Source organism: Shewanella sp. WE21 (genome assembly GCF_002966515.1).
GTDB lineage: Bacteria > Pseudomonadota > Gammaproteobacteria > Enterobacterales > Shewanellaceae > Shewanella > Shewanella oncorhynchi.
The window spans coordinates 2,077,959-2,098,517 of the sequence record NZ_CP023019.1 but is presented as its reverse complement, the minus strand read 5'-3'; the positions used below and the strand labels follow the sequence as shown (position 1 = coordinate 2,098,517).

General features: G+C 45.3%; 17 protein-coding genes and 1 riboswitch. Of the genes, 10 read left to right on the top strand and 7 right to left on the bottom strand.

Features of this window, described 5'->3' with window-relative positions:
• Positions 1 to 66: 66 nt before the first annotated feature.
• Positions 67 to 2,103, top strand: a complete 2,037-nt coding sequence (locus CKQ84_RS08960) for a M14 family metallopeptidase (protein WP_105250984.1) — start codon at positions 67 to 69, stop codon at positions 2,101 to 2,103.
• Between the two features lie 25 nt (positions 2,104 to 2,128).
• Here CKQ84_RS08960 and CKQ84_RS08955 read toward each other — a convergent pair whose 3' ends face one another.
• Positions 2,129 to 2,896 (bottom strand): bifunctional 2-polyprenyl-6-hydroxyphenol methylase/3-demethylubiquinol 3-O-methyltransferase UbiG, encoded by a 768-nt coding sequence (locus CKQ84_RS08955; protein ID WP_105250983.1) that lies wholly within the window; start codon positions 2,894 to 2,896, stop codon positions 2,129 to 2,131.
• Between the two features lie 260 nt (positions 2,897 to 3,156).
• On the opposite strand from CKQ84_RS08955, the gene CKQ84_RS08950 reads away from it, so the two are divergent.
• The 3 genes from CKQ84_RS08950 to CKQ84_RS08940 all read left to right on the top strand — a co-directional run bounded on the left by CKQ84_RS08950 (position 3,157) and on the right by CKQ84_RS08940 (position 5,535).
• Positions 3,157 to 3,942, top strand: a complete 786-nt coding sequence (locus tag CKQ84_RS08950) for a hypothetical protein (protein ID WP_105253040.1) — start codon at positions 3,157 to 3,159, stop codon at positions 3,940 to 3,942.
• Positions 3,943 to 4,250: 308 nt separating this feature from the next.
• Positions 4,251 to 4,721: a hypothetical protein gene (locus CKQ84_RS08945; RefSeq protein ID WP_105250982.1), complete on the top strand. Its 471-nt coding sequence runs from the start codon at positions 4,251 to 4,253 to the stop codon at positions 4,719 to 4,721.
• Positions 4,722 to 4,842: 121 nt separating this feature from the next.
• Positions 4,843 to 5,535, top strand: a complete 693-nt coding sequence (locus CKQ84_RS08940) for a hypothetical protein (RefSeq protein ID WP_105250981.1) — start codon at positions 4,843 to 4,845, stop codon at positions 5,533 to 5,535.
• A gap of 643 nt (positions 5,536 to 6,178) precedes the next feature.
• Here the strand turns inward: CKQ84_RS08940 and CKQ84_RS08935 are convergent.
• The 3 genes from CKQ84_RS08935 to CKQ84_RS08925 form a co-directional block, all read right to left on the bottom strand.
• Positions 6,179 to 6,733, bottom strand: coding sequence for a transglycosylase domain-containing protein (locus tag CKQ84_RS08935; protein ID WP_105250980.1), 555 nt, complete (start codon positions 6,731 to 6,733; stop codon positions 6,179 to 6,181).
• 441 nt (positions 6,734 to 7,174) lie between these two features.
• Positions 7,175 to 7,621: a GIY-YIG nuclease family protein gene (locus CKQ84_RS08930; RefSeq protein ID WP_105250979.1), complete on the bottom strand. Its 447-nt coding sequence runs from the start codon at positions 7,619 to 7,621 to the stop codon at positions 7,175 to 7,177.
• A gap of 11 nt (positions 7,622 to 7,632) precedes the next feature.
• Complete coding sequence (locus CKQ84_RS08925) at positions 7,633 to 9,768, bottom strand: S9 family peptidase (RefSeq protein WP_105250978.1); 2,136 nt, start codon at positions 9,766 to 9,768, stop codon at positions 7,633 to 7,635.
• Positions 9,769 to 9,948: 180 nt separating this feature from the next.
• Positions 9,949 to 10,180: riboswitch (FMN riboswitch) on the top strand.
• 188 nt (positions 10,181 to 10,368) lie between these two features.
• Here CKQ84_RS08925 and ribB point away from each other — a divergent pair.
• Positions 10,369 to 11,022 (top strand): 3,4-dihydroxy-2-butanone-4-phosphate synthase, encoded by a 654-nt coding sequence (gene ribB / locus CKQ84_RS08920; protein WP_105250977.1) that lies wholly within the window; start codon positions 10,369 to 10,371, stop codon positions 11,020 to 11,022.
• 433 nt (positions 11,023 to 11,455) lie between these two features.
• Entirely contained in the window at positions 11,456 to 14,680 is a 3,225-nt protein-coding gene (locus tag CKQ84_RS08915; protein ID WP_105250976.1) for an EAL domain-containing protein, read from the top strand.
• Between the two features lie 60 nt (positions 14,681 to 14,740).
• On the opposite strand, the gene ftnA is transcribed toward CKQ84_RS08915, so the two are convergent.
• Positions 14,741 to 15,277 (bottom strand): non-heme ferritin, encoded by a 537-nt coding sequence (gene ftnA / locus CKQ84_RS08910; RefSeq protein ID WP_105250975.1) that lies wholly within the window; start codon positions 15,275 to 15,277, stop codon positions 14,741 to 14,743.
• 349 nt (positions 15,278 to 15,626) lie between these two features.
• Here ftnA and glp point away from each other — a divergent pair, with 349 nt between their 5' ends.
• The 4 genes from glp (at position 15,627) to CKQ84_RS08890 (ending at position 18,715) form a co-directional block, all read left to right on the top strand.
• Complete coding sequence (gene glp / locus CKQ84_RS08905; protein WP_105250974.1) at positions 15,627 to 16,880, top strand: gephyrin-like molybdotransferase Glp; 1,254 nt, start codon at positions 15,627 to 15,629, stop codon at positions 16,878 to 16,880.
• A 10-nt stretch (positions 16,881 to 16,890) separates the two neighbouring features.
• Entirely contained in the window at positions 16,891 to 17,661 is a 771-nt protein-coding gene (moeB, locus tag CKQ84_RS08900) for a molybdopterin-synthase adenylyltransferase MoeB (RefSeq protein WP_105250973.1), read from the top strand.
• Positions 17,662 to 17,789: 128 nt separating this feature from the next.
• A complete protein-coding gene (locus CKQ84_RS08895) occupies positions 17,790 to 18,452 on the top strand; it encodes a Bax inhibitor-1 family protein (protein ID WP_105250972.1) in 663 nt (220 codons plus the stop codon).
• A gap of 17 nt (positions 18,453 to 18,469) precedes the next feature.
• Entirely contained in the window at positions 18,470 to 18,715 is a 246-nt protein-coding gene (locus CKQ84_RS08890) for a DUF333 domain-containing protein (RefSeq protein WP_105250971.1), read from the top strand.
• Between the two features lie 86 nt (positions 18,716 to 18,801).
• Here the strand turns inward: CKQ84_RS08890 and rlmF are convergent, their stop codons facing one another.
• Together rlmF and CKQ84_RS08880 are read right to left on the bottom strand one after the other, a co-directional pair.
• Positions 18,802 to 19,902: a 23S rRNA (adenine(1618)-N(6))-methyltransferase RlmF gene (gene rlmF / locus CKQ84_RS08885; RefSeq protein ID WP_105250970.1), complete on the bottom strand. Its 1,101-nt coding sequence runs from the start codon at positions 19,900 to 19,902 to the stop codon at positions 18,802 to 18,804.
• Between the two features lie 58 nt (positions 19,903 to 19,960).
• Positions 19,961 to 20,389, bottom strand: coding sequence for a flagellar basal body-associated protein FliL (locus CKQ84_RS08880; protein WP_105250969.1), 429 nt, complete (start codon positions 20,387 to 20,389; stop codon positions 19,961 to 19,963).
• Between the last annotated feature and the right edge of the window lie 170 nt (positions 20,390 to 20,559).

Genomic DNA, 20,559 nt, shown 5'->3' with positions numbered 1-20,559 from the left:
TGCGTTAACGGGGCGTTTAATGAAAAGATACCGTCCTAATAAAAATTCGATAGATGGACTCTTTTCATGCGCTTGTTTTCTTTCTCCGTTATCGCTATTGCCTGTCTCTCTACGGGCAATCTGTACCCTGGGAATGCTTTTGCCAATGATGCGAAAACCACAACCCAAACAACTCCGGCAGCCACTATGGCGCAAGCCTCTACCACCGAAACATTGGCAGTTGGCTCCCCAGTAATCACAACGTCACAGGATGCAAGTCCAGCAGCGAATAGCCAAGCGACTGCAACTGCGACTAATGTACTGGCCGATACCACAGTTGCAGCGCCAGAAGCACAACCAGCGCCCATTCCTGAACGAGCCAACACCTTTGTCAACGATGCGATTTTACCGCCCAGCATCACTTGGCATGGCGCCAGCGAATCGCTCATGTTAAGTGTTGATAGCGAGTGGGCGACTCCCTTTGAGCAAAGTGGCGGTATTGAAAGTCCAAGCTACGATGCCACTATCGCTTGGCTCGACAAACTCGCGGGCGAGACAGATAAATTACAAAAGGTGAGCTTAGGTAAGAGCCCACAAGGGCGCGATATTTGGATGTATATCGCCAGCAGTGAAGGCATTAATGAATCGGCACGCCTCAAACAAAACACTAAGCCGACAGTGCTAGTGCAGGCGGGGATTCATGCAGGAGAAATCGACGGTAAAGATGCTGGCATGATGCTGCTACGTGACATTATCCAAGACGATAAAAGTGCCCTGCTCGATAAAGCTAACCTCTTGTTTGTGCCTATTTTTAGTGTTGATGCCCATGAGCGCAGCGGCGAATTTAATCGTGTAAATCAACGTGGCCCTGTGAATATGGGCTGGCGCACTACGGCTAATAATCTCAACCTTAACCGCGATTATGCTAAGGCCGACAGCTTAGAAATGCAGCACATGCTGCGCGCAATCAACGTATGGCAACCGGATCTGTATATCGATGTCCATGTTACTGACGGCATCGACTATCAATACGATGTTACCTTTGGTTATAACCTTGCCCAAGGCTTAAGCCCAGCGAGCTACCGCTGGCTCGAAAACAACTACAGACCTGCGGTTGAAGCCGCATTAACGGAACAAGGCCATATTCCCGGCGCACTGATTTTTGCCGTGGATAACGCCGATATTAACAAAGGCATGTCGCTGTGGAATCCAAGCCCGCGCTTCTCTAACGGTTATGGCGATGCTCGCCATTTGCCCACCATTCTGGTTGAAAACCACAGCCTAAAGCCCTTTAAGCAAAGGGTGCTCGGCACTTATGTGATGTTAGCGCAAACCCTCAAAACCGTGGGTGAACAGGCGACGAAACTTAAGAGTGCAATTCAAGAAGATAAATACCGCGCCTCACCGCTAATCACCCTTACTTGGAAATTAGCACCATTAGAAAAAGGCTGGGATTTTAAAGGCATAGATTATCAACTTGAAAAGAGCCCCATCAGTGGCGCTGAAGTTGTGCGCTGGACAGGTGAACCTAAGCTTTACCCTAACTTGCCTGTGATGGCTGAAACAGTGCCCGACATTAAGGTTACTCGTCCGAGTGCTTACTATATTCCAGCTCAATGGACTCAAGTGATTGATCGTCTTAACGTGCATGGCATTCGCATGACCACGCTCAAAAAGCCAACCGAGTTGAAATTGCAGCAATATACTCTCAGCAATCCCGTGTTTAACACTAAGGATTTTGAGGGCCGCCAAACGATCAAAGCCGAGTCAGAGTTAACCAAAGTCAGCACCACTCTGCCCGCTGGCACCATTAAAATCAGTACAGATCAACCGCTAGGTGATCTGGCGATTTTACTGCTTGAGCCGCAATCACCAGATTCTTTACTGCAATGGGGTTTCTTCAATCCTATCTTCACTCACACTGAATACATTGAAGATTATGCGGTAGAGCCACTGGCAGCCAAGATGCTGAAAGAAGATCCTAAGCTACAAGCTGAGTTCGATAAAGCACTGACCAATGCAGAGTTTGCCGCAGATCCTGAGGCACGCCTACGCTGGTTCTATGAACGTAGCCCTTACTACGATAACCAATACCTTAAGTATCCGGTTTACCGTAGTCGTTGATCATCGCGATTACAAAAGGCTGTGATTACGCTGGCTTACGCGCGCTGATGCTATACACCAAGGGCACATTCTGCCCTTGGTGTGTTAACACATAACGACCATCTTCTTGCGCTTCGAGCCCTTCAAAGCAGTTATAGGGGCTGAAATCAAACTCGTGGAAGAACTCCAACACTAAGCCCGCCTGCAATAATGCATTGATCACTTCAGATAAACTGTGCGACCAGCACATTAAGGTTTGCTGATCATCACCGGTATTTTCGGTATATGTGCCTTCCTGCTCTATGTCTGGCTCACCCCGATTAAAATAGCTATAGCCATCGAATAGCTGCTGCGCAGGATGGAACTCGGCCATGTAAAACTGTCCGCCGGGTGTTAAACAGGCAGCCACTGTCTGCGCCCACAGAGTTAAATCCGGCAGCCAAACAATGGCACCATAGGACGTAAACACAATATCGTGAGGCTCAACCTTGCTCGCCACACTGTAAACATCGCTACAGATAAACTCGGCGGACAACTGTGTCCGTTCTGCCAGCTTTTGCGCTTCAACAATCGCCACCTCTGACAAATCGACGCCAGTGACTCTGGCACCCATTCGCGCCCACGACAAGGTATCTAAGCCGAAATGACATTGCAGATGCAGCAAACTTTTACCTGCAACCTCGAGTTCACCTAGCTCAATTTCCCGCAGCGAAGTCTTACCACTAAGAAAGCCCGCCACATCATAAAAATCCGAAGTTAAATGTACCCGAGTGCGCGCATCCCAAGCCGTCTTGTTTGTTGTTAAATAATCCATCTGCATCCCTTCTTGTATTTTTGATTCCGCGTGACTTACGGAACTTAAACTAACTTAATAAATGAGCAATTTCACTAATCTATGAGTAAATCACCCATGTAGCGGACATGTCCGCACAGTGAACCTCGGACACTTTCAGCTTAACCAATTGATTATAAATGAAACTTAAAATTGGCATGGGCTGTGCAATGTCTTATTCATCGCAAGACGACTCAGCACTCACCCAAAAAATCGAGTGCCAGATAAACAAGGAAGCTAACATGTCACTACGCCCATTTATATTCACCCTCGCTTTTATAGTGTTTTTTACTGCTGGAGTATCGCTCACTGGCTGCATTCTTAATGTGAACGCTGCAGGCATGCCAGACTTAGACCACCAGCAACGCGAACTCACACTCGATAGCCAAGACTTACAAGGCCTGATTGCAGAAACTGGCGCAGGCAGTCTCGAAATTATCGGTGTCGAAGGCCTCAGCCAAATTAAACTCGTCGTCGACATCTATAGCAATAAGGAAGGCAACGATGACAGCAAAGTCATTCTCACCCTTGAGAAAAAAGCCAATAAAGCCAAGCTCAAGGCCAGCTTTGAGCAAACAGATTCTAATAATAACTCGCCCTATATAGACCTAAAACTCCAAGTCCCTGCACACTTTACACTGGATATCGATGACAGTTCAGGGGCTATTTTGATCAACAAGATGACGTCGGACATGAACGTCAAAGACGGTTCGGGTGAACTCACTATCAACGGTGGTAACAATATCAACATAGAGGATGGCTCAGGTGATATTGAAATCAGCCAAATCAACGGCAGCCTCACCATTGAAGATGGCGCTGGTGCCATCAAGCTGACCGATATTCGCGGCAATACCGCAATTGATGACGGCTCGGGCAACATAGAGGTCGCCAATGTGCAAAGTGCTGTGACCATCACAGATGGCTCAGGCAATATTAATGTCTTTAACACTAAGGGATTAACGATTCTTGCGGCAGGTTCTGGCGATGTGAAATTTAACAAAATCGACGGCCCAGTAAGCATGGAATAACGCGCCGCTTTACCACCCTATACCCAAAGGTTTTACTAACTTCCCGGCGTAGAGACTGATGTTGCAACGGTTCCCAGCCAAGATATCAGTCTTCTACCCACCCTTTTAAGCTTATGCCAGACTTATGCATTTATGCCACTAACCCCTTGTAGTGGCATTTTTTATACCGAAATTAAGCTTGAGTTTGCAGAAATGACATTGATTTTATTCAGACCGTTACGCTTTAACCTTGTGGATTTGCTAAGATTGTCAGCCTTCCCACTTCAATAGTCGAAAAGTCACACTGTAGTGCCAGTAAGGTCGAGAATATGGATCAGTTTTCGGAATACCAAAGAGAAATTGAATCGCTCTCTCTATCAGAGAACCCTAGACAGATAATGGAAGGACTAGGGGATATTTGTTTTGATGGCGAATCTTTTTACCGCAACGGCAATAAAGCCCTAGCCAAACACATTTTCAAGTATATTTACGCCTTAGATGCGCACTCAGACTATTTCTCACATACCAGGACTGTCGCAAAAGCCTTTCTTATAACCTTGGAAGAAATTCCCCCTATCTCCCTAGAAGAGGCTATTTTACAGATAAAGCATGAGCATGCCTCATTAGCTGCACATCAATTAAATCTGCTGATTGCAAAGCGTATTTTTAGGGAATTTAGTCACCATCAAGACACTATCCACATCACTATGCAATATCTCACTAAAGCCGAGGCACTTACCCCTCTGAGCAAGAGTGACCTTCGCTTTAAAGCTTTAGTCAGCTCAAATAAGAGTGAGTAAAGAGATAGCGTGACAGAATAAATCATCAGAATTTAGAGCCGCTTCTCAAAAGAAATGCAAAAATATACCGGAAGAGATCAACGTTCTGAATTCGACAACCCAATTTTAATTAAGTGATAATATGGACATTTCATCTTTTAAGAAATATATAAAGTTAGCACCAGAAAATGTTTCAGAATGGCAGAGGTGGGAAAATTCATTACCTACCTTCGATTCTATATTACCAATATTGGATTATGTATATAACGCTGAGTGGCAGCGAGATGATTGGAAAGCCATAATGGCATTCATTCGGAAAGGTTATGTTGAGCAAAATGAATCATCTGAATTGGTTGACGGGATTAAGCATGTAAATATATTCAACTCCAAAGTTATTAATCTAAAAGTTGATGTCGCAATTTCATTAAACTGCTCCATTGTTCGTTCATTAGAGTCAATCAATTTATGCTCAGACTCAGTTGAATCATTAAGTGTGTCCCATGCAAGCAAACTCTCTGAAATTACCGGAAACACCCAGAATTTAAGCTACTTATCTTTAAATAAATGTCAAAAGTTAGATTTTGGTTCTATCATTTCAACGCTTGACAGCGTAAAAATGTTAGACCTCAGTGGAAACCCACAGTTGTCCAGTATTGATGAGTTGCGTGGAAATAAAAATATTTTTGCGTTATATCTTGTTGAAACAAATGTAATCAAGACTAAAGAGACAGTAGAAATCTTGGCTTCAATACCAAACTTGAAAAAACTTTGGATTAAAGCAAACAAAAAGGAGTTGGAACTTTTAAGAGAAGCCCTACCAGGGATTGTAAATTAAGCATAGAAAAAGGCCTGACATGTAGTTCGAGAGCGCGAAAAGATCTGTGTAAGTGGCATTCTTAACCTATTAAATGGAGTTCAGAATACCAATAGCAGACAAACTTATCGCTCAGCAGAAGAAACCCAAGCATAGTCGGATGTTAACTGCCGCGCCATTAAGAGTGGGTGTCCCATTTAATAATTATATGCTTTTTGAGATCTCGTCTCTAAATTCCCCCAGCAACTCATACTTTTTGTAAATCGTGGCTTCAATGGTAAGCCTCATATCAAGAGCAGCATAGCGAAGTCTGAAATCATCCCCTGAATTAAGATGCTCAATGCTACTAGCATAATGCTTTAGGGCCATTACTAAATAATTGCTTTCCATAACAATACTCGAATAACTAAGTTAGATAAGCCAATAACAAAAAGGGAGCCCTCAAAAATGAATCCGGCCACCCAAGTTAAAACAACATAATGCACTCTGGGTTTGGCTTCAAGCAACGGAAAGTCACTTAGTAGCGAGTTTATCGAGATGCCCACTGTTAAATGTTGCAACGAAACAACAGAATCGGGGCCGTTCTTGTTAAATGAAAGGGCAGCGTGTCACTGGAATGACAGTGCTGAATCATTTCATCGACACACATAAGTGGCACAGCAGGCTAGAAGCTTGTATCCAACTTAGAAAGCAAATATTCACGGCGTTTTGTAAGAAGATCTGGGCGCTTTGCAAAGGTACTTGGGGCATTAGGAAGAGCTGCTATTGTGGCCGCCTCTTCAACATTTAATCCCGATAAAGGCTTATTGAAAAGTGCATGGGATGCGTAGGAAAAACCTTTTGAATCTTTGCCAGTATGCACTTGAGCCAAATAAAGAGTTAATTGCTCATGCTTCGTAAGGTGAATCCTTACCAACTGCAGCCATAGAAATGACTCTATATGCCTACCAATCATTGATTTGGGCTTATTACAGATATTTAAATTATCAATAATTAACCTTGTAACAAGCCAATCAACATTCTCGCCAGTGGATATACGAACGAGCTGCACGATCAAGGGTGGAGGCTCAGATTCTTCTGGTGTAGCAACTTGGATGAGTCGAGTAATTTCTACACGGTGATGCTGAAAGTAAAAAAGATCATAAATTGCAAAACTTATCAGCGGCAGCATCACAACAATTGCTGCCGCCCAAGACGAAATTTTAAGACCTAGTCTCATTATGGTTCCTCAAATAAATCTTGCTAAATTAAAACGGGTTTATCGAAACATCCATAGTTAAATTTTACGACGACACAAAAGATATAGGAACATGTTCCAAAACTGAGGGTACAGACACATCTCTCTTAGGATTAACAGCCAACGCCGAAGTATCAGAATGCACCATACCCTCGGAGTTGCCGCAGGGTGAATAGACAAATTGCGTGAGTCTCGGCATGGATGCCGAGCTAGCTTTCGCAGGTGCAGGGACGCATCCTTCGGAAGCGATAGCAAATTTGGCAATGAGCACAAGGGGCTTTCAACTCCGTCAGGGGCGTCTTGGAGAATCCAAGGAGGATAGGACGAGCAGTCCTCCTTGGTCGGGTGTGGGGTGAAGCCCCACGACGTTGATTTAGCTTTTGCCTGAAAACAATAAGATCTGAATGATGTCAGAGTTCAGTGTTATCTGAGTACAGATTCGATCAACGCCAATTTCTGAGCACGACTCAGTTTTTTAACCGCGATTTCACGCTTTAGGGCATCGCTGCGGGTGCCGACTTGTTCTTGATACATCAGCGTTAACGGACCTTTACCACGCAGATACTTAGCGGATTTGATACCACCCGATTGATGCTCGCTAAAGCGTCGTGTGACATCTGTAGTGACGCCTGTGTATAAATGCCCGTTGGCGCAGCGGACTAGATACAAATACCAGAGGGGTGCTGACTTTATGGGTGTAGGCTTCTGTGGTGCAGGATTTAATGGTACGGGATTCAGCGAAGCTTCTGTCACTGCATCTTTGGTAACGACAGCGCTAGTCACTGGGGCAAGTGTGTCTGCCACCAGTGACTCATGTTGCTGCACAGCTTCTATGTCCGTATTGCCTAAGCTGACGACTGATCCAGTCACTTGCGAATGACCTACTTCGCCATACCTAACAGACTCAAGAAGAAGGCATATTCTTGGGCTGTGTCTTGGTATTGGCGATAACGGCCACTCTTACCGCCGTGGCCAGCTTCCATATCCACATTGAATAACAACACCTTATCGTCCATCTTGTACCACTTATTCTGTACATCGCGCAGTTTAGCGACCCACTTTGCAGGTTCAAAATACTGCACTTGGGAATCATGCAAACCTGTCGTCACTAACATGTGTGGATATTCTTGCTCGGTGACATTGTCGTAGGGCGAGTAACTCAGCATGTAATCGAAATAGGTTTTCTCGTTCGGATTGCCCCACTCGTCATACTCATTGGTCGTCAACGGAATCGACTCGTCCAGCATAGTCGTCACCACATCAACAAAAGGCACATGGGCTGCAAGGGCGAAATACTTATCCGGAGCTTGGTTAGCAATCGCGCCCATTAGCAAACCACCCGCGCTGCCGCCAGAGGCAACTACCTTGTTTTTGTCGCCATAACCTTGCGCCGTTAATGCCGTTGTTACGTCAATAAAATCATTGAAGGTATTCTGCTTATTCAACAGCTTACCATTGTCATACCAAGGGCGACCTAGCATTTCTGAGCCACGTACATGGGCGATGGCATACACAAAACCGCGGTCGAGCAAACTGATAACGGATGAAGAAAAATCGGGTTCTACTGTGTAACCGTAAGATCCATAACCGTATTGATACAGAGGGTTAGTGCCATCTTTCTTGAATTTATCTTTGCGATATACCAAAGAGACGGGCACTTTTGCACCGTCGCGGGCCGTCACAAATATCCGTTCGGCACGATACTGGCTGGCATCGAAGCCGCCTAAGACTTGATCTTGTTTCAATAAATCACGTCTATCGGGATTCACCAGCGAATATTCGTATACGGCTTCTGGCGTCGTTAGGCTGGAGTAAAATATGCGTAACTTATTACTGTCTTGCTGGGAATTAATCTCTAAACCCATCACATAAGCAGGCTCATCAAAGCTCAACTCGAAGGGCTTTTGACCATTGAGCGGCATCACTTTAATCCGCGTCAGGCCGTTTTCACGGGTCTGAATAATCAGATAATCCTTGAGCACTAACTCATCTTCGATACGGGCATTGGGATTATGCGCAACCACTTCTTGCCACTTCGATTTATCCGCCGCATCTTTGATGGCAACTTTCATCAAACGGAAGTTAGTCGCCTGCCAGTTGGTGAGAATGTAATAAGTATCACCCAGCTTAGACACACTGTATTCGTGACCTTCTTCCCGCGCTAATACTGGCTTGAATAAACCTAAAGGCTCGCTGGCATCGAGAATAGACACTTCACTCGTCGTGGTGCTTTCTTGGAACAACACAATTTGCGACTCATCTAAGGTTTTGCCGAGTGAGATATAAAATGAATCGTCTTGTTCTTCATATACTAAGACATCGCTCGATTGCTTAGTGCCCAGCTCGTGGCGATACACTTGATAGCCCAGCAAGGTTTTTAGATCTTTGGCGATATAGAACACATGCTTGTTGTCGTTCGCCCACACTACGCGACCTTCGGTATTTTCAAGCACGTCGGTGATCATGTCGCCCGAAGCCAAGTCTTTAAAATAGATGTGATATACACGGCGGCTGAGGACGTCTTCACCAAAGGCCAACATGGTTTCATCTGGGCTCACACTCGCGCCACCTAAACCATAAAACTCATGGCCCTTAGCTCGCTCGTTAACGTCGAGCATCACTTGCTCAACACCATCGGCGCCCTTACGGCTGATCAGCGGATATTCGCTGCCCTCTTGGTATCTGTGATAATAGCTGTGCTGATGCCATTGGTACGGCACGCTCGACTCATCGGCGACTAAACGCTCGGTTAACTCTTTATAAAGACCATCTTGCAATGGCTTTAATGGTTTGAAATAAGCAGCGGTATAACGATTCTCAGCGTTGAGATAGGCCAACACTTTAGGATCTTTGCGCTCATCATCACGCAGCCAATAGTAATCATCGGTACGCGTTACGCCATGTAAAGTCATCACATGGGGAATTTTTTCAGCAACCGGGGCAGGTACTTGCCCTTTGGAGGTCGAACAAGCGGATAACAGCATAACAATACCTAAAGTGAGTAGCAGAGAGCGCATTTATACGTCCTTGTGACGTCCATAACGACCGTCGAAGAATGCGACGGCAAGTCAATTAGCTTATGTGTTCAGTATGATAGTGGTCAGGTGTGCACTAGCGCAAACATTGAACGCGAGAAGTTGCCATTCGCGGTAAATAAGAGCAACATAACCGCGTTTTTGAGCGCAAATGGCTCAAAAGCAAATTCTCAGGGCGGGGTGAAACTCCCCACCGGCGGTAAATGGGTAACGACTAAGTGATTATTTTGCTGAGCGACACCCAAAGCCCGCGAGCGCCCGAAATCACTTTCGGGGTCAGCAGATCTGGTGCCTTAGATTTTGCCTAGTGCAAAACTGACTATTCCAGAGCCGACGGTAATGGACTGTTTGCTTTAATGGCAACAGTGCTGAGTCCGGATGGAAGAGAATGTAAGACAACATTCTGGTATCTCAGTGCAACGCGCTTATGTATCTCAGTGTTAGCCTCATGTTTTGCAATAACTTCACCCCAAGTGAAGTGATATTGCTACAGCAAAATCGAGCCATTGGGTTTGATTACGTTGTATTTCTGCACGCCCTGATTCTGGATATTCCAATGTCGTTTATTTAAGGATATTAACCATGAATCAGTCTTTACTTGCTCCTTTTGGTACTGCTATCGAACGCGTTGAAGCGGGTCTTAATGCCCTGCGTCAAGGTCAAGGTGTGTTAGTTGTCGATGACGAAGATAGAGAAAACGAAGGCGATTTAATTTTCGCTGCCGAGACGCTGACTAACGCTCAAATGGCCATGCTCATCCGTGAATGTAGCGGTATTGTTTGCCTGTGTTTACCCGATGCAAAAGTCAAAGCCCTCGAATTGCCCCCTATGGTGGAAAACAACTCGAGCCAATACGGCACTGCGTTTACTGTGAGTATTGAAGCTAAAGTCGGTGTGACTACAGGGGTTTCTGCCGCTGACCGCGTGACCACCATTAAAGCGGCGATTGCCGATGGCGCTAAGCCAAGTGATCTCGCTCGTCCTGGCCATGTGTATCCACTTCGCGCCCAACCGGGTGGGGTATTGACCCGCCGTGGTCACACTGAAGGCACTATTGATTTAATGCAACTCGCGGGTTTAAAAGCCGCTGGCGTATTGTGTGAAGTCACTAACACCGATGGCACTATGGCGCGTTTGCCCGAAATTATTGCCTTCGGGGCGCAGCACAATATACCCGTATTAACGATTGAAGATATTGTCGTTTATCGCAAATCATTGCTGGCCAATGTCGGCTAGATAACACGCCAATCGCCTGAATCTAGGGCATTGATTTAAATAGAAGGACGTTTAGCTACGGCAAACGTCCTTTTTATTTAAGTAGATTTACCGTTAACAATCGCGTTCCACCTAATGCACTAAAAACCGATGAAAGGTAAAGTTAAACAAGTCATTCTTTCGAATGATGAAATACTGCTTCACATCACAGACAAGACAAATGCTTGTTTGATAGGTGCAAAATAGGTTAATAAAAATAGTCTCTTAGCATGATATATAACAATTTGCTTAATTTCGTGACCTAGATTAGATATCCATAAACTAAAGGTCGCGGTGGCTGGCCGCCTATGTTAAATATCCTCACCCTGTGCCTAGTCCTATTTGTAACTCGGATTCAACGTTATTACGTTGAATTTTCTTTTTCTGCCTAGGTGAACGAGTGGAGTGATCTTTAATGCCGTCAGCGCTACACCATCTCAGTTTGAAGCAAAAGCTCATTCTGTTTTCGTTAGTCCCATTATTAATGATGAGCTTTTTCATTCTGACGCGCATGCATGACTTGATAAAGGAATCACACTCGGCCAAGCACAATCATCTTGCGGTACAAACGACGGTACAAATCACTGAGCTACTCTATCAGTTGCAAAACGAATATGGTCTAAGTACAAATCAGCGACCAACCGATGAAGTGCTATTACAGCAACAAGCGACTAGATCAAAAGCACTCGATGCATTACTGAACAGTGAGCCTTTAGAGCATCTTCTGGAGGCGCTCGACCCTAAAAGTATTGAAGCAAACAAAATGAACGCATTGTTGGATGCGCTCAAACTCACAGGCAACAAACTCGCTAACGTTCACCAAAACCACACAGACGAAACACTGAGTCAGTTTACGGAACTCTATAATCAATTCCACACTCAGCTTTTGCAGCTCATTCAGTTATTACAGTTACAAACCAACGAAATCAGTCAGTCCCGTGCCTATACCGATCTATTGAACCTACTTATGGTGCAGGAGTTGGCCGTAAAAGAACGAAGTGCCATCAATCAATTACTGCTCAGCAAGTCACTCAATATTAATGATTACCGCACCATAATCTCCTTCATGTATGAATATGAGCGAGCCGTGATACACGCGAGTAATGCATCAATTTCCGATAGAAGGTCCTTGCTACAAAACCTACAAGATTCGCCAGAAAATCAACGCATTCTGCAAATCAGCAAGCAAATTGAACAACAAACTCGCATTAGCGCTCTGGCACAAAATATTAATGCCTACTTAGGTTATGGTGGCTTAATGGGCAGTTTTCAGGACTATTTGCTTAAGGGCGATGAGATTTCACTGCAAAAATTTAATGCAGCACTTGCGACGATTCAGCTTAATTTGGATGAACTCAGTCACGAGACTCGTTCTCTACCCGAATTTAAGGCAGCGCTGAAAACCATTGAAGACAGCATAAATCAATACCAGTTCAGCATGGTCAAGTTGCAGCAACTGCAGCAACAAGGTTTGCCGATGACGGAGATCAAAGCCATCGCGCAAGTCCCAGCCAGTGAGGACAAATTAAGCCAAGCGATGAGCCAACTATTAATGCCGCCACATCCAATTGATAGCCAGGAGTGGTGGGATCTCACCACTCAGCGTATCAATCAACTACATTTGCTAGCGCAAAATATCACCAAGAACATGGCGCAGCAGAGCGAATATCAACAAAACCACACCTTAATCTTACTCGGCTTATACTTGTTCTCGGCTTTGTTCACCGCAACCATCACACTTTGGCTTGGACAAAAGATCATCCGCAATTTTATGGATAAGATCACTAAGATTGCCAATGACATGCAGCAAATGGCAGCAGATCCACAGCTCAATATTAATATCCAAGTCTCAGGCACAGATGAACTCGCCCGCATGGCCCGTGCCATGAACCGTATGATTAGCGAACGGCAAAAAGCGAACCATGCCCTAAGCCGCGCTGCTGCTGTGTTTGACTATTCTGCCGAAGGCATAATGGTGACAGATGCCGACAACCATATTGAACTGGTCAACCCCGCTTTTTGCCACATTACGGGCTATTCATTGGAAGAAGTGAAAGGCCGCAGTCCCTCCCTACTCAGCTCTAGCCGTCATCCTAAACACTTTTATACCGCCATGTGGGAGTCACTACAAAAAGAAGGGAAATGGGAGGGTGAAGTTTGGAATAAACGCAAAGATGGCCAAGTGTATCCCGAGTATCTAGCGATTACTGTGGTGCGAAATGAACAAGGTAAAATAATCCAACATATTGGTTTATTTATGGATATCAGTAAGCGTAAGCAATATGAGCAGGATCTTTGGTATCAGGCCAACTTCGATGGATTAACTGGGCTGCCTAATCGTAAGCTGTTCAATGAACGACTGCAGCACGAAATCCATGTGGCGCAGCATGACTCTCGCAAGCTGGCTATCTTGCTGATTGATTTGGATCAATTCAAATATATCAATGATGTACAAGGCCATGCCACTGGCGACTTATTACTTAAAGATGTCGCAAAGCGCTTAGAAGGCATTGCGGGGAAAACCGATTTTATCGCACGTATCGGTGGCGACGAGTTTGTGCTTATCTTGCCACGACTGACTAACGAACTCGCCATCGAACACATGGCAACCCGAATCATTGAAACCTTAGGTATGCCATTTAACTTAAATGACCGCGAGATCCAGATTTCGGCCAGCTTTGGTATTGGCGTCTATCCCGAAGATGGGTTAGATACCGGCTCACTCACCCGCAATACCGAAACCGCCATGTATCAAGCCAAAGACGCAGGGCGGAACAATTTTAAATACTTCACCGCGGGTATGAATCAAGCCATGTTCGCCCGGATGGAGTTAGAACAACGCCTACGCCGTGCCGTGGCACAAAATGAATTTGCCCTGCATTATCAACCTATCGTGGATATGCAAACCGGAAGTGTCTGCAGCGTCGAAGCCCTTATCCGCTGGCAAGATCCCGAGCTTGGGTTGATCCCGCCGGATCAATTTATCCCATTAGCCGAAGAGACTGGATTGATAGAGCCTATGGGCGAATGGGTGCTCAACCAAGCCATGCATGATCTGAGACAATGGCAGAAAAGTGACTTAAATATCAATGTCGCGATTAATGTTTCCAGCCGCCAATGTATCAATACACGCGGTATGGGGTTCGACCAAGTGTTGCAGGAGTGCTTCAACCGCCACCACGTCAATCCACGAAATGTGCATATTGAGATCACTGAAAGCATGCTGATGGGCGATGCCAGCCATTGCTTGAGCACGCTCGAGTCTATTCGTCATTTAGGCTCGCAAATCTATATCGATGACTTTGGTACGGGTTATTCTTCCCTGAGTTATCTGAAAAAATTCCCGATTTCAGTGATTAAAATAGACCGTAGCTTTGTGGAAAATGCCCTCGAAAATAACTCGAACGCCAACTTAGTCAAAGCAATTGTCATGATGGGGCAAAGCCTAGAAATGGAGTTAGTTGCTGAAGGCATAGAAACCGAAGCACAGTGGCACTTCCTACGAGATTTAGGTTGTCACTTCGCTCAAGGGTATTTGATCTCCAAACCGCTCCCCTTCAATGAAATCACTCCCTTGCTACGCATCAAGCACACAGCGCTGTTGAATGATGGCTATCAAGATAAATGCGTGAATATCTAAGCTTATGATAAAGAACAAAAAAGCAGCCTAGGCTGCTTTTTTGTGGCAAATAAAACGGACTTAAGCCTGTGGTTGGCCTTGGCCGTTCATTATGCTTTCGCCACCCTTAGAGGCTAGCTTAGCTAAATCTTTATCAATAAAGAACAGTGCCTTACCATCTTCGCCCACTAAACGTATCTTATCGACAATCGACTTAAACAGCTTTTCTTCTTCATGCTGCTCAGCGACATACCATTGTAAGAAGTTAAAGGTTGAGTAATCTTGATTCGAAAATGCGGCATGGGCCAAGGCATTGATCTGACGGGTAATCAGCTGCTCATGCTCATAGGTTAATTCAAACAACGCCAGTAAAGAATCGAACTGTGACTGTGGCGCCGCAATCGCACCTAACAAAGGTAAGCCACCGGTTTCACTCACATACGTGAACAGACGACGCATATGGCCCATTTCTTCATCCGCGTGCTCACGCATAAACTTAGCTGCGCCTTCAAATCCCTGATCTTCACACCACGCACTCATTTGCAGGTATAAATTTGAGGAGAAGAACTCCATATTAATTTGTTCATTCAACTTTTCGATCATAGTTGCAGACAGCATAGTAAATCCTCTTTTGCATTCGAACTGAATCATGGGGGACATTGTCATCAAGGGGGTCGACAAAAGCAACAAAATTTACCTTTGAATTTCTTGCTAAGTTAATGATTCATTGATAAAAATGATTTTCATTTGTTCATCGACTCGCGTTCAACCCTCGAATTAGCGCAGTAAATTGTGTGACTTCTAGCGAGGTTATCACCCAAAGTGGCAGAAAAAACTGACTGGCCTATCACAGAAACTCACATGCAAATCATAGCCATCCCAGATCACCGTGGCATAATAGCCAGTCATAATCAGGTGGAAATTCATTCAGCGTCATTACGACCCATTGCATATAAGGCAGACCCTAATGTCCGTAACAGCCGATCCTTGTTCGCAACCTAGCTTAATGCATCCAGATCAAGCTATTCCCCTTTTGCTCGAGCAAGTTAGCCCAGTGTCAGACACCGAAGTCGTATTGCTTCCCCATGCCCTTGGCCGCGTCCTAGCAGAAGATTTAGCTTCCTGCATCGACCTGCCGCCCTTTAACAACTCCTCTATGGACGGCTACGCCTTCCGTTTTGTCGACTTAAATACGCAAACCAATCAGACCGCATTGCGCCTTATCGGCAATTCCTTCGCTGGCCATGGTTTTAAAGGTGAAGCCAAACCTAATACCTGCGTGCGGATCATGACAGGCGCGCCTGTGCCTACAGGTTATGACACAGTGCAAATGCAGGAAGAAGCCGAGGTTGAAGGAGAGATTATTCATATTCGCCACCCTAGGGCGCAAGGCGCCAATGTGCGTTGCCGCGGTGAAGAACTCACCCAAGGCACTAAAGTGCTCAGTGCTGGCATTCAAATTGGTGCTGCCGAACTCGGGGTGTTGGCCACGATTGGTGTTAGCCAAGTGCGAGTTTATCGTCAGCTTAAAGTGGCCTTTTTCTCCACTGGCGATGAACTGCGTCCCGTTGGCAGCGAATTAGCCCTAGGACAAATTTACGATTCAAACCGTTACTCGATCCAAGGCTTACTCAGCCGCGCTAATGTGGAATGGCTCGATTTAGGCGTAATAGCCGATGATCCTGAAGCCATACGTCAGGCATTTCGCAATGCCGCTAGCCAAGCCGACATGGTATTAACCTCGGGTGGCGTGTCGGTCGGTGAAGCAGATTTCACCAAACAAATTCTTGATGAGGAAGGCAAAATTACCTTCTGGAAACTCGCCATCAAACCAGGCAAGCCCTTTGCCATGGGCCATATCGGCAAAGCAATATTCTGTGGTTTACCGGGGAATCCCGTGTCTTCTATGGTGACGTTTTACAAACTCGTTTGGCCAATACTGAACAAGATGCAGGGCTTAACCCCAGTTGCATCTTTGATGTTAGACGCTACGCTCACCACGCCTGTACGTAAACAACCGGGCCGCGTCGAATATCAACGGGGCGTTTTAAGCCGTAATGCACAAGGTAAACTTGAAGTTGCCATTACTGGTAGCCAAGGTTCTGGCATGTTGACTTCGATGAGCTTAGCAAACTGTTTCGTTTTATTGGAGCAATTCCAAGGTGATACTCCCGCTGGTACCCAAGTGACGGTCGAGCCATTTAACAGCGTGCTTTGCTAGGAAAATCCCAATGAATGTGCCAAAAGATATTCTCAGCGACAGCGAACTCTTAAGATACAGCCGCCAAATATCTATCAAGGCTATGGATATCGACGGTCAAGAACGCTTAAAACAAGCCAAAGTGCTGATGATAGGCGCTGGCGGTTTGGGCTGTGCTGCTAGCCAGTACCTGACAGTTGCGGGTATTGGTGAGCTGACACTGGTCGATTTTGATACAGTTGAATTATCCAACTTGCAGCGCCAAGTGCTGCATCAAGATGCCAATGTCGGCCAGCCTAAAGTCGAATCGGCTAAACAGAGCCTCAGCCAGCTCAATCCCTTTATTAAGATCAATATTATCAATGCCGTATTAGATGATCATGAGATTGATGCCCTTGTCGCCGATCACAATCTAGTGCTCGACTGCACCGATAATGTCAGTGTGCGCGAGCAACTTAATCTCAGCTGTTTTAAGTATAAAGTACCCTTAGTGTCTGCCGCGGCAATTCGGATGGAAGGCATGGTCACTGTGTTCGATTATCACAGCGAAACGCCTTGTTATCATTGCTTTAGCGCCCTATTTGGCGAGCAACAACTGAGCTGCGTTGAATCGGGCATCCTAGCACCAGTGGTCGGTATGATAGGTTGTTTGCAGGCGGTTGAAGCCATCAAAGTGATTACTGGCATGGGTAAAACCTTAGCGGGACGCATTTTGATGATCGATGCGATGACGATGGAGTTTCGCGAGATGAAGTTACCGAAACAAGTCCGCTGCAGTGTTTGTGGTACTAAAGAGGCTTAGGTTGTTCTCGCTTGAAAAACGGCTTTATTTACACTAGCTTAATTGCCACCGCTTAATTTACCGTCATATAGCTCAACACTGATGACGCTTAATGGCCCGTTAAAATAAGGAAATCACAAGGAAAACATATGGATTCGGAAAACAGTGTATTTGACCGCATGACCACAGACGACCCCATAGTTCGCGCAGGTATTTACAACCTCGTTATCGGCCTCACGCTGATTTGGGGTTTTGCCGTTAACTATTGGATGGTCACCAATATCGACCCAGAGGCGATTGCCAGTGTTAATCCTTGGATTTTCTTTATCGGCTATTTCGCCTCCTGTTTCTTTGGGATTTATCTGTTCCAAAAATCGACTAATCCCGTTGTCAGTTTTATTGGCTACAACTTTGTAGTCGTGCCCTTCGGCTTAATTATCAATATGGTGGTCAGTCAATACGATCCCGAATTGGTGACCGAAGCCATTCGTATCACAGGGTTAGTGACCATAGCCATGATGTGCTTAGGCACACTCTTCCCCGCCTTTTTCCAAAAAATTTCCGGCGCACTCACGATTGCTTTATTGCTCGTTATCGTCGTCGAACTGATTGAAGTGTTTATCTTTAATACTCACCACGGCATTTTAGATTGGATAGTCGTGCTGATTTTCTGCGGTTATATTGGTTATGACTGGGGACGGGCGAATCAAATCCCTAAAACCATAGATAATGCCATCGATAGCGCCGCCGCTTTGTATATGGATATCATCAACTTGTTCCTACGGATCCTGCGGATTTTAGGGCGAAAATAACTCACCAAGGAGTGTCTATGAAAATCCAATTCCTGCTTGTTACTGCTCCACTTCTGGCGAGTCTGGTATTAGTCGGATGCAGTGATACTGAACAAGTAAAAATAGCCAATCCCGCCTCTGAGTATTGTGTCTCCATTGGTGGCAAATTAACAATTGAGAAAACCGCTGAAGGTGAACATGGGATCTGCACCTTACCCAGCGGTGAAGCAATTGAAGAATGGGCGTTATTCCGTCGCGATCATAAGGAAGAAAAGCCGCAGTAACAGTGGCTATTTTTACTTTTAATAAAAACAGGCGCCATTAGCGCCTGTTTTGTTAGCAGTACTTAATTGGGTCATACTCAAAAGTCTTAACGGGCTAAGTGTTCACCGCGCCAGATTTTGCGCTTAGCTGCTGACTGGAAGCTCCACGCTAAAACCCGCGTAATTTTATTACCCTGCTGCATCTCAATCGTTTTCACAGTATCGACTTTCAACTGCGCTAAGGCTTGATAACAAGGTTTCAGGTTTTCCTTCTTCGACACTAGACTGCTAAACCATAAGCATTGATCTGCAAACATTTGACTCTCACGGATCATAGTCGCTAAAAACTGTCGTTCACCACCTTGGCACCAAAGCTCAGCCGCTTGACCGCCGAAATTCAGCTTAGGTGCAACCTTTGCCAAGCCACCTCGATTGAGCTGCAGATTATTCACCTTACGCTTTGTACCTTCGCTCGCCTCAGCCATAGAGGCATGAAATGGCGGATTGCACAGGGTTAACGCAAAACGTTCTCCGGCTTGAATGATTCCCTTGAAGACCGCCTTGTCATTTGGCTGTAATCGCAAACTTATCTGCCCTTGCAGCACTGGATTTTGCTCAATAATACTCTGCACATTACTGAGTGAACCGGCATTAATATCCGAGGCGACAAATTGCCAACCGTATACTTGGCAACCCAATATGGGATAAATACCGTTCGCGCCAGTACCGATATCTAATACCCTAGTCTTATCCAAAGCAAATACATCATCGCCTTCGGCTAGAAGGTCTGCTAAATAATGTAAATAATCGACTCGACCGGGAATAGGAGGACATAACGCTCCATCAGGAATATCCCAAGATTCAATCCCATAATGATGTTTCAGTAGCGCCGCATTAAGGATTTTAACCGCTAACGGATCGGCAAAATCGACCGATAAAGCCCCATAAGGCGTGGGTCGAACAAAGGCTTTTAGCTTAGGGAATGAACTCATCAGCGCCGGAAAATCATAGCCGTTCAAGTGTACATTTCGAGGATGCAAAGCTTTTTTGATCTCAGCACTAGGCCTGTTTTTGACCGACTTGGCTTTGCCTTTCACCTCAGTTCTAGCCTGCTTTGGTGCTTTAGTTTTTGCATGACCAATGTTGGCTGTACTCGTTAGGCGTTTCGCAGTTACTAATTGGACGGGTTTCACGGCAGGTTTTGACATAATAGCTCTTGTAACGCAATGGGCCGGCCTGAGTCAGCCCATGGAATGGGGCAGTAAATTAATCGTACAGATAAGAGGTAAACAATAAGTTTACGATCAAGGGTTTACCAGCTTCTTTGGTGATCAAGTTATTGACCATTTCAAAGCACTCACGACGAATCTCTTCACGACCCGTGAGCGACTTAATCTTCTCTTCCGATTGATTGCCTAACACTTCAACAATTGCGGCTCGCAATAATGGATTATGGAGCTCAATTGTCACTAGATCATCTGGACTCTTTACCATTAACTCAACGCTAATCTTCACAAAACCCAATTTCTTGCGATTAGAAATATAGTTAGTGACAATTTCGGGTTCGAAACCATAGTAGGCATACTCACCCGTAGGTGGGGTTGCTGCTGCAGGTGCAGCTTCTTTTTCATCGGCCGCATAAACACTGAAAACACTTGTAAACAGGATAAGACAGACTGAGAGTAATTTTTTCATAGCGACTTACGGCTCCCTAAAACAATAATGGTAATGGAAGAAACTTCCCAATCTATATAGCCAAACAACCTGAAGATGCAGTATCCGTATCTGGAAGTAGCTTGGGTATATATGCTCGCGTCGCGACATGCTAGACTGCCGACGTTTGTTTATATTGTAACGAGTATTTA

Bases quoted from the DNA above. Each gene is read 5' to 3' on its own strand.
- CKQ84_RS08960 (WP_105250984.1), top strand. From the start codon at position 67: ATGCGCTTGTTTTCTTTCTCCGTTATCGCTATTGCCTGTCTCTCTACG.
- CKQ84_RS08955 (WP_105250983.1), bottom strand. From the start codon at position 2,896: ATGGATTATTTAACAACAAACAAGACGGCTTGGGATGCGCGCACTCGG.
- CKQ84_RS08950 (WP_105253040.1), top strand. From the start codon at position 3,157: ATGTCACTACGCCCATTTATATTCACCCTCGCTTTTATAGTGTTTTTT.
- CKQ84_RS08945 (WP_105250982.1), top strand. From the start codon at position 4,251: ATGGATCAGTTTTCGGAATACCAAAGAGAAATTGAATCGCTCTCTCTA.
- CKQ84_RS08940 (WP_105250981.1), top strand. From the start codon at position 4,843: ATGGACATTTCATCTTTTAAGAAATATATAAAGTTAGCACCAGAAAAT.
- CKQ84_RS08935 (WP_105250980.1), bottom strand. From the start codon at position 6,733: ATGAGACTAGGTCTTAAAATTTCGTCTTGGGCGGCAGCAATTGTTGTG.
- CKQ84_RS08925 (WP_105250978.1), bottom strand. From the start codon at position 9,768: ATGCGCTCTCTGCTACTCACTTTAGGTATTGTTATGCTGTTATCCGCT.
- ribB (WP_105250977.1), top strand. From the start codon at position 10,369: ATGAATCAGTCTTTACTTGCTCCTTTTGGTACTGCTATCGAACGCGTT.
- CKQ84_RS08915 (WP_105250976.1), top strand. From the start codon at position 11,456: ATGCCGTCAGCGCTACACCATCTCAGTTTGAAGCAAAAGCTCATTCTG.
- ftnA (WP_105250975.1), bottom strand. From the start codon at position 15,277: ATGCTGTCTGCAACTATGATCGAAAAGTTGAATGAACAAATTAATATG.
- glp (WP_105250974.1), top strand. From the start codon at position 15,627: ATGTCCGTAACAGCCGATCCTTGTTCGCAACCTAGCTTAATGCATCCA.
- moeB (WP_105250973.1), top strand. From the start codon at position 16,891: ATGAATGTGCCAAAAGATATTCTCAGCGACAGCGAACTCTTAAGATAC.
- CKQ84_RS08895 (WP_105250972.1), top strand. From the start codon at position 17,790: ATGGATTCGGAAAACAGTGTATTTGACCGCATGACCACAGACGACCCC.
- CKQ84_RS08890 (WP_105250971.1), top strand. From the start codon at position 18,470: ATGAAAATCCAATTCCTGCTTGTTACTGCTCCACTTCTGGCGAGTCTG.
- rlmF (WP_105250970.1), bottom strand. From the start codon at position 19,902: ATGTCAAAACCTGCCGTGAAACCCGTCCAATTAGTAACTGCGAAACGC.
- CKQ84_RS08880 (WP_105250969.1), bottom strand. From the start codon at position 20,389: ATGAAAAAATTACTCTCAGTCTGTCTTATCCTGTTTACAAGTGTTTTC.